Source organism: Mesorhizobium sp. WSM4821 (assembly GCF_055901555.1).
In genome coordinates this window covers 6,783,601-6,798,116 of record NZ_CM148371.1, presented here as the reverse complement: position 1 = coordinate 6,798,116, position 14,516 = coordinate 6,783,601, and the positions used below count along the sequence as shown (strand labels likewise).

General features: G+C 63.7%; 12 protein-coding genes. 10 read left to right on the top strand and 2 right to left on the bottom strand.

Annotated elements, in window-relative coordinates:
• Nucleotides 1-48: 48 nt before the first annotated feature.
• Together AC0NID_RS33170 and AC0NID_RS33165 are read right to left on the bottom strand one after the other, a co-directional pair.
• Nucleotides 49-1,314, bottom strand: coding sequence for an ABC transporter substrate-binding protein (locus AC0NID_RS33170; RefSeq protein ID WP_473456582.1), 1,266 nt, complete (start codon nt 1,312-1,314; stop codon nt 49-51).
• 37 nt (nt 1,315-1,351) lie between these two features.
• Complete coding sequence (locus tag AC0NID_RS33165) at nt 1,352-2,395, bottom strand: substrate-binding domain-containing protein (RefSeq protein ID WP_473456583.1); 1,044 nt, start codon at nt 2,393-2,395, stop codon at nt 1,352-1,354.
• A gap of 287 nt (nt 2,396-2,682) precedes the next feature.
• Between AC0NID_RS33165 and AC0NID_RS33160 the strand changes: the two genes are divergently transcribed.
• The 10 genes from AC0NID_RS33160 to AC0NID_RS33115 all read left to right on the top strand — a co-directional run bounded on the left by AC0NID_RS33160 (nt 2,683) and on the right by AC0NID_RS33115 (nt 14,496).
• A complete protein-coding gene (locus AC0NID_RS33160) occupies nt 2,683-3,657 on the top strand; it encodes a sugar-binding transcriptional regulator (protein WP_473456584.1) in 975 nt (324 codons plus the stop codon).
• Nucleotides 3,658-3,701: 44 nt separating this feature from the next.
• A complete protein-coding gene (locus tag AC0NID_RS33155; RefSeq protein WP_473456585.1) occupies nt 3,702-5,147 on the top strand; it encodes an ABC transporter substrate-binding protein in 1,446 nt (481 codons plus the stop codon).
• Nucleotides 5,148-5,349: 202 nt separating this feature from the next.
• Nucleotides 5,350-6,273 carry a carbohydrate ABC transporter permease gene (locus AC0NID_RS33150; protein ID WP_145713545.1) on the top strand — a complete coding sequence of 308 codons (924 nt, stop codon included), beginning with the start codon at nt 5,350-5,352 and terminating at the stop codon, nt 6,271-6,273.
• 9 nt (nt 6,274-6,282) lie between these two features.
• The gene (locus tag AC0NID_RS33145; protein ID WP_145713548.1) at nt 6,283-7,140 is read left to right on the top strand and encodes a carbohydrate ABC transporter permease; all 858 of its coding nucleotides are present in this window, start codon (nt 6,283-6,285) and stop codon (nt 7,138-7,140) included.
• 5 nt (nt 7,141-7,145) lie between these two features.
• Entirely contained in the window at nt 7,146-8,264 is a 1,119-nt protein-coding gene (locus AC0NID_RS33140) for an ABC transporter ATP-binding protein (RefSeq protein ID WP_473456586.1), read from the top strand.
• Entirely contained in the window at nt 8,261-9,385 is a 1,125-nt protein-coding gene (locus AC0NID_RS33135) for an ABC transporter ATP-binding protein (protein ID WP_473456587.1), read from the top strand. Before AC0NID_RS33140 ends, AC0NID_RS33135 begins: the two co-directional genes overlap by 4 nt.
• Nucleotides 9,385-10,938 carry an FGGY family carbohydrate kinase gene (locus tag AC0NID_RS33130; protein WP_473456589.1) on the top strand — a complete coding sequence of 518 codons (1,554 nt, stop codon included), beginning with the start codon at nt 9,385-9,387 and terminating at the stop codon, nt 10,936-10,938. The genes AC0NID_RS33135 and AC0NID_RS33130 overlap by 1 nt, the downstream gene beginning before the upstream one ends.
• Before the next feature lie 10 nt (nt 10,939-10,948).
• Entirely contained in the window at nt 10,949-11,989 is a 1,041-nt protein-coding gene (locus AC0NID_RS33125; protein WP_473456590.1) for a 2-hydroxyacid dehydrogenase, read from the top strand.
• A gap of 48 nt (nt 11,990-12,037) precedes the next feature.
• On the top strand, nt 12,038-13,555 hold the full coding sequence (locus AC0NID_RS33120) for a glycerol-3-phosphate dehydrogenase (RefSeq protein ID WP_473456591.1): 1,518 nt from the start codon (nt 12,038-12,040) through the stop codon (nt 13,553-13,555).
• A complete protein-coding gene (locus AC0NID_RS33115; RefSeq protein WP_473456592.1) occupies nt 13,555-14,496 on the top strand; it encodes a sugar phosphate isomerase/epimerase family protein in 942 nt (313 codons plus the stop codon). The genes AC0NID_RS33120 and AC0NID_RS33115 overlap by 1 nt, the downstream gene beginning before the upstream one ends.
• Nucleotides 14,497-14,516: the final 20 nt, after the last annotated feature.

Below are 14,516 nucleotides of genomic sequence, written 5' to 3'. Positions count from 1 at the left end.
GGCGCCCGGAGCGCAACAAACCCCGGACGCCCCCCTCGGGAGGATATCTTAATCGACCGGACAGGCGCCTGCGGATGGCTTGTCGGGCGCCCAGCACGGAGCCTTGGACTGGTCGATGAGCGCCTTGAGCGCCGTCGCCTGTTCTTCGAGCACGCCATGCACATCCTGGCCGCCGAGCACGATGCGCTCGAAACTGTCGACATAGACCTGGTTGAACTTGCCGCCGAGATCGCCAAGCCCCATCGGCAGCAGCGCCGGCAGCGCATCCGGCGCACCGGTCATTGTGGCGATCGCCGGGCTGAAGGCTTTCACCGAGGCCGGCATGTCGTCGGGCAGCTTGACGTCGATGACGGGGAAGAAGTTGGTGGCCCTGAGCGTCGAGATCTGCGTTTCCGGCTTCAGCATGTAGGCGACCAGCGCTTTGGCCTTGTCCATGTCCGGCGAGGTCTTCGGAATGGCGACGCCGGCGATCACCGGCATGTAGCCGCGACCCGCCGGGCCGGCTGGCGCCGGGAAGGCGACGAATTCGTCGGGCTTCTGGTTGAACGCATCGGCAAGCCGCGCCACGTGGTCGAACGCCACCCACACTTCGCCGGTCAGCAGTGGCTCCTGCATGAAGGCATAGTTGGTCGAATTCGGGTTGGTGTACTGCCACAATTCCTTGAACTTGTTCCACGCGGTCTCGGCCTCCGCCGAGCGGAACTTGGTCGCCATCGACCCGGTGTAGGATGGGTAGAGAAAACCTTCGAAGAAACGGTGCTTCAGCCCCTTCGGTCCGGCCGGAAAGCCGAATTTCGGCGAACCGGTGTTTTCGGCGATGTTCTTCGACCATTCGATGAGCTGGTCATAGGTGATGGTGTTGAGGTCGACGTCTGCCGGCAGATATTGCAGCGCCTGCTTGTTGGCCGCCATCAGGAAGGTCGCCTGCATCCACGGCAGGTACTTCTGCTCGCCGGTACCGAGCATGCCGAGTTTCTTGTAGGCTTCGTTGAGCTTGGCGCCGCCGACGTCGACGCCGGACAGATCGACAAGGTCCGCACCCACCGTGGAGAAGTCTCCGTGCAGGCCCCCGAGCACGCCGATGGTGCCGGAGCCGGCCTGCAGTTCGGCTTGGAGGCGGGTGAGCCAGGGCCCGTCCTCGGCGACTTGGTAGTCGACCTGGCCGTCAAACGCCTTCAGCACTTCGCTGCGCATTTTTTGCGTCTCCTCCACAGGCCGCGCCTGCGTCGACCAGAACAGCACCTGGGCTTGCGCACCGCCCATCGCGATCGACAGTGCGAGTGCGGCGCCTGCCAATGTCTTCAACGCATTCATCGTGGGTCTTCCTCCCTGGTTGTGCGCCGCCCTGGCGTCAGTTTTTTCCTGTGAGTGCTGGGCCGTGGCTTGCCCGCGAAACCAACGTTGGCCGGATCAGCCGCGTCAGCGGAGCGGCGGGTCTGCCGCCGATGACGGTCAACAGCATCTCGCCGATCTCGCGCGCGCACTGGCGGATCGAGGCATCGAATGTGGTCAGGCCCGGCGGCGCATAGGCCGAGGCGGCGATGTTGTCGAAGCCGATGACGGAAAGGTCGCGAGGGATGGTCAGGCCGGCGCGGGCGGCCTCTTCCATGACGCTGAGCGCGAGCTCGTCGAACAGCGCGATGATGGCCGTCGGCCGCTCGACAGCATGCAGCAGCCGGTTGATGGCCTGGATGCGGGCGCCGCGATCGAAGCGCGGCGCGGTCGCCACGTCGAGCCTGACCGACGGATCGCCTCGGCGGGCGATCGCTGCGGCGAGCCCGTCTTGCCGCAGATGCCGAAACGTCATCGGCTCCGAAATCGTCACCAGGCCGAAATGGCGGTGCCCGAGATCGTAAAGCATGTCGAAGGCTTCGCCGAAGGCGTGCGCGCCATCGGTGTCGAGCCAGTTGTAGGCAAAGTCGGTGTCGAGCACCCGGCCATGGGCTACGAACGGGAAATTGCGTTGACGCAGGTAGGCGAGCCGTTCGTCGACCTCGGCGATGCGGGTGACAACGACGCCATCGGCGCGTCCGGATTCGACAACATGGCGAAGCACGGAAAGCTCCGACTGGCCTTGCGGCACGGCGGCGAGGATTAGATCGGTACCATGCGAAACCAGCCCTTCGCCAAGCCCGGTGACGAATTCGCCGAGGAAGGAATCCACCAAATTGGGGCCGCGGATCGGCAGCACCATGCCGACAAAGCCGCTGCGGCCGGAGACCAGCGTGCGGGCCGCAGTGTTGGGCACGTATCCGGCCTCGCGCGCGGCTTCAGTGACCCGTTCGCGCGTCTTCAAGGCGATCTGCTGATGGCCGGCAAGCGCCCGCGACACTGTAGTGATTGACAGGTCGAGCTGCGCTGCAAGTTCCTTGAGCGTGGTGACGCGGGCTGGCACTGCTCCTCCGAACAAAGCGTTTGAAACGTTTGTAATGGCCTCAGCATAAAATGCAAACGTTTTAAATCGACGCTCGACCCGGCGCTCAGATGCAGGGTCCAGCCAGAGAAGGTCGGCAGGCTGATCGCTGCTCCGGCAGGTCGATAGGTCGGCACTTCGAATCGGCACCAACAGCGCGCCAAAGCCTCTTTGTCCGCATTGGCGTGATTTGAACGATGCAGCGCTTGACTCCTGCGGCGCCTTGTGAAAAATTTTGCAACAACTGATAAAAATATCAAAGGGCGGAAATGGTTGGCTTCGGAAACGGCCTCCTGCGCGATGATGAAACCAGCATGGCCACACGTGCCGCCTGGCTTCATTATGCCGGCGGCCTGACCCAGTCGGAGGTTGCCAAGCGGCTGGGGCTGACCAGCCTCAAGGCGCATCGCCTTATCACCAAGGCCAATCAGGAAGGGCTGGTCAAAGTCTATATCGACGGCGAAGTGTCGGAGTGCGTCGCGCTCGAAGACGAGTTGTCCAGCCGCTACGGCCTCGATTACTGCGAGGTTGTTCCCGACTTTGACGGGGAAGATCTGCCGCTCAAGGCGCTCGGCATCGCCGGCGCGCAGTTTCTCAAACGTGAGATCGAACGCGGCGAGGACACGCTGATCGGCGTCGGTCATGGCCGCACGCTGGCCGCCTGCGTGGAATATCTGCCGCGCATATCGGCCGAAAAGACCCGCTTCGTCTCTCTGCTCGGTGGTCTGACGCGCAAGTTCTCGGCCAATCCGCACGACGTCATTCATCGTCTGGCCGAACGGACAGGTGCGGAAGCCTATGTGATGCCGGTGCCGATGTTCGCCAACACGGTCGAGGATCGAACCGTGCTGCTCGGGCAGAAAGGCATCAGCGAGGTCTTCGATCTCGGCAAGGCCGCCAACCTGCTCATTGCCGGTATCGGCACCGCCGAGCGCGAGGCGTCGCTGGTCGCCACCGGCATGATCGAGAAGGGCGAGATGGAGGAGATCCGCCGCAAGGGCGGCGTCGGCGAACTGCTCGGCCATTTCTTCGACGACGCTGGAAAAGCGGTCGAGACGACCCTTTCCAACCGGGCGCTGGCGCTGGCGCGCGAAGACATCAGCAATCGCAGGATTGTCGCCGTTGCCGGCGGCAAGGTGAAGGTTCGTGCCATCAAATCGGTGTTGGAGGGCCGCTATCTCAAGGGCTTGGTCACCGACGAGCGGACGGCGCGATCACTCGTGGAGCAGACGCCGGTCGGGTAGCCGGCAACCATTCGATTGAAACTACCCTGTGGAGGAGAAGACAAATGCATGAGAAAGAGAAAGACCTGATCGATGCGTTCCTGCGCGGACAAGTTGATCGTCGTGGGCTGATCAAGGGCCTTGGCGCGATGGGCCTTGCCGCTGGCACGGCCGGCACGCTGCTCAATCTGGGGCAGACCCGCGCGCTCGCGGCCGATTTCGACTGGCAGGCGCACAAGGGCAAGACCATCAAGCTCTTGCTCAACAAGCACCCCTACGCCGATGCGATGATCGCCAACCTCGAAAACTTCAAGAAGTTGACCGGTATGGAAGTCGTCTATGACGTGTTTCCGGAAGACGTCTATTTCGACAAGGTCACCGCCGCGCTGTCGGCCAGCTCGCCCGAATACGATGCCTTCATGACCGGCGCCTACATGACCTGGACCTACGGCCCGGCGGGCTGGATCACCGACCTCAACGAGTGGATCCAGGATCCGGCCAAGACCAACCCGAACTATGCCTGGGACGACTTCCTGCCCGGTGTCAGGAAGTCCTGCGCCTGGAACGGCCAGCCTGGCGGAGTGCTCGGCTCCGACGACGCCAAGCAGTGGTGCATTCCGTGGGGTTTCGAACAGAACAACATCACCTACAACAAGGGCATGTTCGACACGGCCGGTGTGACCGTTCCCGGCAACATGGACGAGATGGTCGCGGCGGCTGCCAAGCTCACCAAGGATGTCGGTGGCGGCGTCTACGGTATCGGCGTGCGCGGCTCTCGCTCCTGGGCGACGATCCATCCCGGCTTCCTGTCGGCTTACGCCAACTTTGACCAGAAGGACCTCAACGTCTCGGCCGACGGCAAATTGTCGGCCGCGATGAACACCGCCGAATCCAAGGCCTTCCACAAGCAGTGGGTGCAGATGATCCAGGAGAGCGGCCCCAAGGACTGGTCGACCTACACCTGGTATCAGGTCGGCACCGACCTCGGCGCCGGCGCCTCGGCAATGATCTTCGACGCCGACATCCTCGGCTACTTCATGAATGGCGGCGACAACAAGATGGCCGGCAAGCTCGCCTTCTCCGCCTTCAAGGCCAATCCGGCGGCCAAGGCGCCGACGCCCAACATCTGGATCTGGTCGCTGTCGATGTCCAATTTCTCGAAGGACAAGGACGCCACCTGGTACTTCATGCAATGGGCATCCGGGCCCGAGCATGCGCTGTTCGGCGCGACCAAGATGGACTTCGTCAATCCGGTCCGCCAGTCGGTCTGGAAAGACGAGATGTTCCGCGAGAAGCTCAACAAGAGCTATCCGGGCTATGTCGAGATGTTCGACGTTTCGGCCCCGGGCGCCAGCATCAAGTTCACCCCGCAGCCGCTGTTCTTCGACCTCACCACCGAATGGGCGGCGACGCTGCAGAAGATGGTGGCCAAGGAAGTGCCGGTCGATGAAGGCCTCGACATGCTGGCCACCAGCATCGACGGCCAGCTCAAGGAAGCCGGGCTCGGCTAAGTACTGGCGGCCGGCTGGCCCGCTTCTGCGGGCCAGCCGGCCATTCCACTGCGAAGCGGCGCCTGGAGCATCGGACCCAAAAGTGGAAACCGGTTTTGGGTCCGATGCTCAAACACTGGCGGTGCCGCCACTCGCCCGACCGGCCGTCCTGCTCCCTGGGCGGCCGGCAGGGCTAAGCAACAGAGATGACGGGTGAGCCACGATGACTGCGGCGACAATGCAAAGAAACAGGCCTTCCGGCTTCAGGATCAGCAAGCGGGTGCTGCCTTATGTACTCAGCCTGCCGGCCTTGCTCGTTTGTATCGGCATCCTGATCCCGTTCTTCACGTCGGTCGTCTATTCGTTCCAGCGCTATCGGCTGAGCCAGCCCTGGGCGCGGCAGTTCAACTGGGGCGACAATTACATCTCCTTCTTCACCGACCCGAGGTTCTGGAACACGCTTGAAATATCGCTGCTCTATGCGGGCATCACCGTTCTGCTCGAACTGCTTCTCGGCCTCGGCATCGCCATGCTGCTGCAGAAGCGCTCGACGCTGAACAACTTCATCTCGATCATGCTGTTGATGCCGCTGATGACGGCGCCGGCGCTGGCGGCGCTGATGTGGAAGCTGATGACCAATCCCGGCTTCGGCGTGCTGAGCTATCTCGCCAGCCTGATCGGGCTTCAGGATTTCCGCTGGGCTTCGTCGCCGTCGACCGCACTTTTCACGGTGGTCCTTGTCGACATCTGGGTCTACACGCCCTTCATCATGATCCTGCTGCTTGCCGGCTTGCGCAGCCTGCCGACGCAGCCCTTCGAGGCGGCGGCTCTCGACGGCGTGCCGCGGAGTTTCGTGTTCTTCCGCATCACCTTGCCGATGCTGACGCCCTATATCCTGACCGCGACATTGTTCCGCCTGCTCGATTCCATCCAGCAGTTCGACATCATCTATGCCATGACCCAGGGCGGTCCGGGCGACACGCTGACCGTGTTCCAGGTCGAGGCCTATCTCAACTTCTTCCAGTCGACCAATGTCGGCCGCTCGGCAGCGCTGATGATCATCCTGTGGGCGATCACCTACTTCCTCTCCAACATTTTCATAAAGAACTGGCTGCGCCTGCGCGAACGCGCCCGCGGCCAGGCATAGGAGGCCGGGATGGAACACACCTCCCCTCTCGAACGCATCCTGCGCGGTACAGCACTGACGCTGGTCGTGATCTTCTTCATGTTCCCCATCGTCTGGATCTTGATGATGTCGTTCCAGACCAACGAGACCATCCTGAGGATTCCGCCGCAGCTCGTCTTCAAGCCGACGCTGGCCAACTACACCGCGCTGATCACCGGCAAGCTGACCACGGCAGCCGGCACGCTCGACATCGCCTTCATGCGCAACCTCTGGAACTCGGTGTTCCTGTCCGTCACCTCGGTCGCCGTCGCGCTGCTGCTCGGCGTCCCGGCGGCCTACGCCTTTGCGCGGCACAAATTCCGAGGTTCCGAGGACATCGCCTTCACACTTTTATCGTTCCGCTTCGCGCCGGCGCTGCTGGTGCTGTTGCCGCTCACCCTGTATTTCCAGAAGCTCGGGCTCGCCAACACCTATATCGGGCTGATCTGGGTCTACCAGCTGATCTGCCTGCCGCTGATCCTGTGGATCGTGCGCGGCTATTTCGAGGACATCCCGGCCGACATCGAATACGCCTATCGCATCGCCGGCCATTCCTGGTTCGCCACCTTCCGCAAGATCGCGCTGCCGCTCGCCGGCCCCGGCATTGCGGCTGCCGGCCTGCTCGCCTTCATCTTCGCCTGGAACAATTTCGTCTTCGCCCTCGTGCTGGCCTCGGCCGACAAGCAGCCGGTGACCGTCGGCGCGCTGGCCTTCATCACCTCCTCCGGCATCCAGTACGGCCAGATCTCGGCGGCGATCGTGCTCTCGATCACGCCGACGCTGGCGCTCGCCCTCTATGCGCAGCGCTATCTCGTCGAAGGCCTGTCGCTCGGCGCGGTAAAGGGATAGTTCTCATGGCCAGCCTCGAACTCAAGAATGTCGTCAAGCGCTACAAGACCCAGACTGTCCTCGACAATCTGTCGCTGACCGTCGCCGACGGCGAAACCCTCGTCCTGTTCGGACCGTCCGGCGCCGGCAAGACGGTGCTGCTGCGGCTCGTCGCCGGCGTCATCGACCCCGATGAGGGAAATATCCTCATCGGCGGCGAGGACATGACCGACGTCGACGCCGAGTTCCGCGGCGTCGGCATGGCGTTCCAGAATTTCGCGCTGTTTCCGCATATGACCGCCTTCGACAACATTGCGACACCGCTGGAAGCCAGCCGCTCGTCGCAAAGTGCGATAAAGGCCGGCGTCGAGAGCGTCGCCAGGCTGCTCAAGATCGGCCATGTGCTCAGCCACAAGCCACGGGCGCTGTCCAACGGCCAGAAGCAGCGCACCGCGCTCGCCCGCGCTTTGGTCGGCTCGCCGCCGGTGCTCCTGCTCGACGATCCCCTGCGTAACGTCGATGCCAAACTGCGCTTCGAAATGCGGCTCGAACTGCCGAGGCTTCTGGCCGATCGCGGCGCGACCGTCGTCTACGTCACCCAGGACTACAAGGAGGCAATGGCGCTTGGCGACCGCATCGCGGTGATGTCTCAAGGCGTCATCAAACAGCTCGGCACGCCCGAGCAGATCTACCGCGAGCCGGCGAACATCGAGATCGCGCGGCTGTTCGGCGACCCGACAATCAACCTGCTCGACGTCAAGCCGTCGCGCGATGCCAAGGGCATCTATATCGGCCTGTCGAACGTCCAGGTCCATCTGGCGGGCAGCTACGATACAGCGGTCGGCCGCGACTGCGTGATCGGCCTGCGGCCCGAAGCGCTGGCCTTCGTCGACGAAGCCACGCCGGCCGCCATTCCGGTGACCGTCGAGGCCGAGACGCCGCTTAACGAAAAGATCGTCACGCTGGTCCGCACCGTGCGCGGCCGCGAAATTCTGGTCTCCCGGCCGGCCGGAACACCGGGTCAAACCGAGGGCAGGGCCCATATTGCCGTCGACGGCAAAAGCGCCCTGCTGTTCGATCGGGCAAGCGGCGACCGTATCGGCGCCAGGAACGTCGTCAATTTGCGCAGCGGAGAAGCGGCATGAGCCAAAGCGCACTCACCATTTCCGGCGTCGACAAGTTCTACGGCCCGATCGACCGGGGCGTGCACGCCGTCCAGAATCTGACGATGGAAATCGGCAAAGGCGAGATCGTTGCCCTTCTTGGGTCTTCCGGCTGCGGCAAGACCTCGACATTGCGCATGATAGCCGGCTTCGAGGAGGTCTCGCGCGGCACCATCTCGGTCGCCGGCCGCCAGGTACACAGGCTGGCGCCGGTCAAGCGCAATGTGGCGATGGCGTTCGAGGGTTATTCGCTCTATCCGCCGCTGACCGTGCGCGAGAACATGGCTTTCGCGCTGAAGGCGGCCAGGCTGCCGAAGAGCGAGGTCGACGCCAAGGTCGCCAGCATCGCCAAGCTGCTCGAGATCGAGGACATACTGGAGCGCTATCCGAGCTCCATCTCCGGCGGCCAGCAGCAGCGCGCCAGCCTCGGCCGGGCGCTGATCCGCAAGGCCGATCTTCATTTGCTCGACGAACCGATGGGCCAGCTCGAACCGCAGCTTCGCGCGGTGCTGCGCGGCCGCATCAAGCACTTCATCAAGGAACAAGGCCTGACCGCGATCCTCGTCACGCACGACCAGACCGAGGCCAATGCGCTCGCCGACCGGATCGCGGTGATGGAAGGCGGCGTGCTGCAGCAGTTCGATACATCAGACATGATCAAGCAGCGACCGGCCAACCTGTTCACCGGTACCTTCGTCGGCGAGCCGCCGATGAATGTCTTCGAGGCCTATGTCGGCATGGCTGCCGACAAGATCAATCTGCGGCTGCCCGACGGGCTTTCGCTCGCCTATGACAAGGACGCGTTCAGCGGCTCGGTTCGCGACGAATTGCTCAAGCGGGAGCGGGTCGTCATCGGCATAAGGCCCTATGCGGTCCGCCGCTCGAAGGACGGCGTACCGGCCACGGTTTCGGCCAACCAGTGGCTCGGCGACCAGACGCATATCGCGGCGGATTTCGCCGGCGGCTCGCTGGTCCTGGTCGAGCACGACCGGACCAGGCTGGAGCTTGGCGCGCCGATCAATATCAGCATCGATCCGAAAAACCTGCACGTCTTCGACCAGTCCAGCGGCATGGCTATTTCGCACGGCATGGAGCTTGCCTGATGCGGGATGTGCTGATCGGCATCGACGCCGGCACGTCTGTCATCAAGTCCGTCGCCTTCGACACGGCGGGCCGGCAGCTCGCGTCCGCTGCGGTGCCGAACCGGTATGAGACCTTGCCGGGCGGCGGCGCCGAGCAGGATCTGGCGCGTACTTGGGTCGACACGGCGACGACCCTGCGCCAACTTGCCGACAAGGTGCCGGACCTCGCCGGCCGCGCCATTGCGATTGCCGTGACCGGACAGGGCGATGGCACCTGGCTGATCGACAAGGACGGTGAGCCGGTCGCCAAAGGCTGGCTGTGGCTCGACGCGCGTGCTGCAGGGGTCGTTGAGGAGATCCGCGCGCGGCCGGAGGATCGGCTGCGCTTCGAAAAGACCGGCAGCGGTCTGGCCGCCTGCCAGCAGGGATCGCAGTTCAGCTTCATGAAACGCAACATGCCCGAAATGCTTGGCAAGGCAGCGACGGCGTTCCATTGCAAGGATTGGCTCTATTTCAGGCTGACCGGCGAACGCGCCACCGATCCGTCCGAGGGCACCTTCACCTTCGGCGACTTTCGCACCCGTGGCTATTGCGACGATGTGCTTGAGGTGCTCGGCGTCACCGATCTCAGACATCTGCTGCCGCCGATCGTCGACGGCACCAGGCATAGCGCCGGCCTGTCGGCGGCGGCAGCCGAAGCGACCGGGCTGCTCGCCGGCACGCCGGTCGTGCTGTCCTATGTCGACGTGGTCTGCACCGCGCTCGGCGCCGGCCTGTTCGATCGCGAGCGCAAGCCCGGGTGCTCCATCATCGGTTCCACCGGCATGCATATGCGGCTCGCGCAGACGCCGGACGAAGTGCTGCTCAACGAGGCCGCGACCGGCTATACGATGACGATGCCGGCGCCCGGCGTCTTTGCGCAAATGCAGTCTAACATGGCGGCGACGCTCAACATCGATTGGGTCCTTGGCCTGGCCTCCGGCATTCTCGCTTCGCAGGGCATCACGCGCACCAATGGCGAGATGATCGCGCTGGTCGATCAGTGGATATCCGTATCCGAGCCGGCCTCGCTGCTCTATCAGCCCTATGTGTCGGAGGCCGGCGAGCGGGGGCCATTCGTCGATGCCAACGCCAGGGCCGGCTTCGTCGGCATCTCGTCGCGGCATGGCTATGCCGACATGGTCCGCGCCGTTTTCGAGGGGCTGGCCTTCGCCGCGCGTGACTGTTACGCGGCGATGGGTCCGCTGCCCCGGGAAATCCGACTGACCGGCGGTGCGGCCAGAAGCCCGGCGCTGCGCAAGATCCTGGGTGCCGTCGTCGGCGCCGACATTCGCACCAGTGAACGCGAGGAGGCCGGTGCGGCAGGCGCCGCGATGATCGCTGCGGTCTGCGTCGGCCAATACAAGTCGATGGATGAATGCGTCGGCGAATGGGTCACGCCGCTGCTTGGCGCGGCGGAGCCGAGCGACCGAAAACTCGCCGCCATCTACGAGCGGGCGGTTCCGTCCTACACTTTGGCGCATGAAGCGCTGCGACCGGTCTGGCGTTCGATGGCCGCATTCAAGGCAAACTGAGAAGTCGAGCATGCGTAAGAAAATTGCAATCATTGGCGACCGCTTCATGCTTCCCGAGGTGTTTCGCGAAAAAATCGAGAAGGCCTGCGGCGACAACCTCGACATCCGCACGCTTGAGACGGCATGGCCCGACGAGCCGATGGAATTCGGCAATGCGGCGCTCGGCCTCGACAAGGTCAGGGAATATTTTGGCGAACCGGACGAGGTGGTCGATTTCATCGGCGACGCCGAGATCTTCGTCACCCAGCTTGCGCCGCTCTCCGAGACAATGATGCGGCGTCTGCCAGCGCTCAAGCTGGTTGCGGTGTCGCGCGGCGGGCCGATCAATATCGACATGGCCGCCGCCAGAACCCAAGGCATCACCGTGGTCAACGTGCCGGGCCGCAATGCGAGCGCCGTGGCCGAGTTCGCCATCGGCGCCATCCTTGCCGAGACGCGGCTGATCCGGATCGGACACGAGGCCCTGCGCAAGGGAGAATGGCGCGGCGATCTCTACCGGGCCGACCGCACCGGCCGCGAGCTCAATGAAATGACCGTCGGCGTCATCGGCTATGGCAACATCGGCACCAAGGTTGTCCGCCTGCTGCGCGCCTTCGGCTGCCGCATCCTGGTCACCGATCCCTACGTGCAACTGAGCGCCGACGATCGCAATGGCGGCGTCGAACTGGTCGCGCTGGACGAGCTTCTGTCCCGCTCCGACGTGATCACGCTTCATCCCCGGGTGACCGAGGAAACCCGCGGCATGATCGGCAAGGACACCATCGCGCGGATGAAGCCGGGGGTGACCCTCGTCAACACCGCACGCGGGCCGCTGGTCGACTACGACGCGCTTTACGATGCGCTCGTTTCGGGACACATCGGCAGCGCGATGCTGGAGACGTTCGCGGTCGAGCCGGTGCCTGCCGACTGGCCGCTGCTGCAGCTTGCGAACGTCACGCTGACGCCCCACATCGCCGGTGCGTCGGTGCGCACGGTGACTTATGCGGCCGAGCAGGCGGCCGATGAGGTGCGCCGCTTCATTGCCGGGCTCCCGCCGGTCAACCCATGCTGAAGGTCCGGCAGCCATGAAGCACAATCCAGGCGCTGAGGATCCGGCGAGATGAGCGGCGCCGCCGAAATCGTCGATCTCTTCGTCATCGGCGGCGGCGTCAACGGCGCCGGCATCGCGCGCGATGCAGCGGGCCGCGGCCTTTCCGTCATCCTTTGCGAGAAGGGCGATCTGGCCGAAGGCACCAGTTCGCGGTCGGGAAAGCTCGTCCATGGCGGCCTGCGCTATCTCGAATACTACGAATTCCGGCTGGTGCGCGAGGCGCTGATCGAGCGCGAAGTGCTGCTCGAATCGGCGCCGCACATCATCTGGCCGATGCGCTTCGTGCTGCCGCACAGCCCTGACGACCGGCCCGCCTGGCTGGTCCGGCTCGGCCTGTTCCTCTACGACCATCTCGGCGGCCGCAAGCGGCTGCCGGCCACCCGCACGCTCGACCTGCACACGGCGCCCGAAGGCGCGCCGATCAAGGATGCCTTCAAGCGGGGTTTCGAATATTCCGATTGCTGGGTCGACGATGCCCGTCTCGTCATCCTCAATGCGCTCGACGCCGCGGAGCGCGGGGCCAGGCTCTTTACCCGAACCGCCTGCACTGCCGCTCGCCGTGAAAACGGCTTGTGGTCGGTCGAGATGCGCGACGGCCGGACCGGCGTCAGGACCACGGTTCGGGCACGGGCGCTGATCAACGCTGCCGGTCCCTGGGTCAACGACATCATCAACCGGGTGGCGGGCCAGAATTCCAAACGGAACGTTCGCCTGGTCAAGGGCAGCCACATCGTCGTGCCGAAATTCTGGGAAGGGAGGCAAGCCTATCTCATCCAGAACAGCGACAAGCGCGTCATTTTCATCAACCCCTACCAGAACGATCTGGCCCTCATCGGCACCACCGACATTCCCTATGACGGGCGGCCGGAAGACGTAGCGGCCGATACCAGCGAGATCGACTACCTGATCAAGGTCGTCAACCGCTACTTCAAGCGGGAACTCGCCCGCAGCGATGTCGTCTACTCGTTTTCCGGCGTCAGGCCGCTCTATGATGACAACGCCGACAACCCGAGCGCGGTGACCCGCGACTATATCTTCGAACTCGATGCGTCGGCCGGGCAGGCGCCGCTGCTCTCCGTCTTCGGCGGCAAGATCACCACCTTTCGCAAGCTGGCCGAGCACGCGCTCGACCAGATCGCTCCTTTCTTTCCGAGAATGGGCAAGTCATGGACATCGAAAGGGCATCTGCCGGGTGGCGATATCGCCAACGCCGACTTCGAACAGTTTCTCGGCGATCTGGGCCGCGAATATCCCTGGATGCCGGCGTCTCTGCTCAAGCACTATGGGCGGCTCTACGGCACGAGGACGCGGGTTCTGGTCGGCGCGGCAACGGCGCTTGCCGATCTGGGGCGGTGCTTCGGCAAGGATTTTTTCGAACGCGAAGCCAATTATCTGTCCGAGCACGAATGGGCGCTGACACCAGCCGATATCCTTGAACGGCGCACCAAGCATGGGCTGCATCTGACCGCCGCGGAAAGAGCCACTTTCGAGGACTGGTGCTCGGCCCGACTGGCAAAGGCAGGTTGATGACTTTTACGCTTTCCCTCAACACCAATCCGCTGGTCAACCGTTTCGCCGAACCGGACGATCTGGTCGACGCGATCGCCTACGGCATCGGCATCAGGGACGTGCAACTCACGCATGAATTCGTCAATCCCGGCTGGCCGGCGGCGACGATCTCGAAATTCATTCGACTGTTCCGCACCGCGCTCGACCGCACCGGCGTGCGCGTGACATCCGGGATGACCGGCCCCTACGGGCGGCTCAACCATTTTGGCCATCCGGACGCCGACGTCCGACGCTACTATGTCGACTGGTTCAAGACCTTTGCCGACATTTCGGCCGAACTCGGCGCCAACGGCATGGGCACCCAGTTCGCGATCTTCACCCACAAGGACTATGACGATCCGGAGCGTCGCGCGCGGCTTTTCGACATCGCGCTGGAATGCTGGCGCGAGGTCGCCGACCACGCCAAAGCCGCCGGTTTGAGCTACCTGTTCTGGGAGCCGATGTCGGTCGGGCGCGAATTCGGCCACACGATCGAGAGCTGCCGGGTCCTGCAGAACGGGATTGACGCGACCGGCATGGCCATCCCGATGAAAATGATGGTCGACATCGACCATGGCGACGTGACCTCGAGCAATCCGGCCGATATCGATCCCTATGCCTGGGCAGAAGCCTTTCCCACGGCATCGCCGATCATCCACGTCAAGCAATCGTCGATGAACAAGGGCGGCCATTGGCCATTCATTGCCGCCTACAATAAGGACGGCCGCATCACGCCGGAAAAATTCCTGGAGACGGTTCGCCGCGGTGGCGGCGTCGACAACGAGATCTGCCTCGAACTGTCGTTTCGCGAGCGCGAGCCGGTCGACCACCAGGTCGTCGCCATGATCCGCGAGTCGGTCGACTACTGGGCGCCGTTCATCGAGACCGGCAGGGCGGAACTTCTGCCTCGAGCAGGATAAGATGAGCAGGAGCCGATGCG

What these genes read in the sequence shown, in the direction of transcription:
- AC0NID_RS33170 (WP_473456582.1), bottom strand. Translation starts at nt 1,314, where the DNA reads ATGAATGCGTTGAAGACATTGGCAGGCGCCGCACTCGCACTGTCGATC.
- AC0NID_RS33140 (WP_473456586.1), top strand. Translation starts at nt 7,146, where the DNA reads ATGGCCAGCCTCGAACTCAAGAATGTCGTCAAGCGCTACAAGACCCAG.
- AC0NID_RS33160 (WP_473456584.1), top strand. Translation starts at nt 2,683, where the DNA reads ATGGTTGGCTTCGGAAACGGCCTCCTGCGCGATGATGAAACCAGCATG.
- AC0NID_RS33155 (WP_473456585.1), top strand. Translation starts at nt 3,702, where the DNA reads ATGCATGAGAAAGAGAAAGACCTGATCGATGCGTTCCTGCGCGGACAA.
- AC0NID_RS33125 (WP_473456590.1), top strand. Translation starts at nt 10,949, where the DNA reads ATGCGTAAGAAAATTGCAATCATTGGCGACCGCTTCATGCTTCCCGAG.
- AC0NID_RS33115 (WP_473456592.1), top strand. Translation starts at nt 13,555, where the DNA reads ATGACTTTTACGCTTTCCCTCAACACCAATCCGCTGGTCAACCGTTTC.
- AC0NID_RS33150 (WP_145713545.1), top strand. Translation starts at nt 5,350, where the DNA reads ATGACTGCGGCGACAATGCAAAGAAACAGGCCTTCCGGCTTCAGGATC.
- AC0NID_RS33135 (WP_473456587.1), top strand. Translation starts at nt 8,261, where the DNA reads ATGAGCCAAAGCGCACTCACCATTTCCGGCGTCGACAAGTTCTACGGC.
- AC0NID_RS33130 (WP_473456589.1), top strand. Translation starts at nt 9,385, where the DNA reads ATGCGGGATGTGCTGATCGGCATCGACGCCGGCACGTCTGTCATCAAG.
- AC0NID_RS33145 (WP_145713548.1), top strand. Translation starts at nt 6,283, where the DNA reads ATGGAACACACCTCCCCTCTCGAACGCATCCTGCGCGGTACAGCACTG.
- AC0NID_RS33120 (WP_473456591.1), top strand. Translation starts at nt 12,038, where the DNA reads ATGAGCGGCGCCGCCGAAATCGTCGATCTCTTCGTCATCGGCGGCGGC.